The organism is Fructilactobacillus sp. X7R4C1 (assembly GCF_059901115.1).
Genome location: NZ_JBWXVD010000017.1, coordinates 1 through 382 on the forward strand (window position 1 = coordinate 1; position 382 = coordinate 382).

A 382-nucleotide genomic window follows, 5' to 3' on the forward strand; every position below is an offset into this window, starting at 1 on the left:
CCGTCTGGATAATGAGGTCCGTCTGGATTGTTTGGATCCACTGGTTGACCTGGAGTTCCTGGATTGTCCGGTGTAACTTCCCTAGTCTTGTGCTTCAGGACAACGGTAAAGGTTGGATTATCAGTATTGAAGGTGTAGCCATCAGCAGGGTATCCGTCGGATACTAATTCATAACCGTGAGCTTCCCAATAAGCAATCTTATCCTTTGTGCTGTAGTCCGACTTAGAACCAAACTTACCATTCAGATCATTGTGATCAATAATCTTGTTACCATTGTCTTGGTCAACGTAGTTAACTAATGCTTTTTCTTCATTGGCATTGTAGGTAACGGTAACAGTTCCGTCCGGTGTGTCAGCAGTGGCAGTTTCGGAACCAACGCTAG

At 44.8% G+C, this 382-nt stretch carries 1 protein-coding gene; it reads right to left on the reverse strand.

The features are described from left to right. The coding region (locus tag AC6UC9_RS06965) for a mucin-binding protein (RefSeq protein WP_500701542.1) at positions 1–382 on the reverse strand (382 nt) is incomplete at both ends.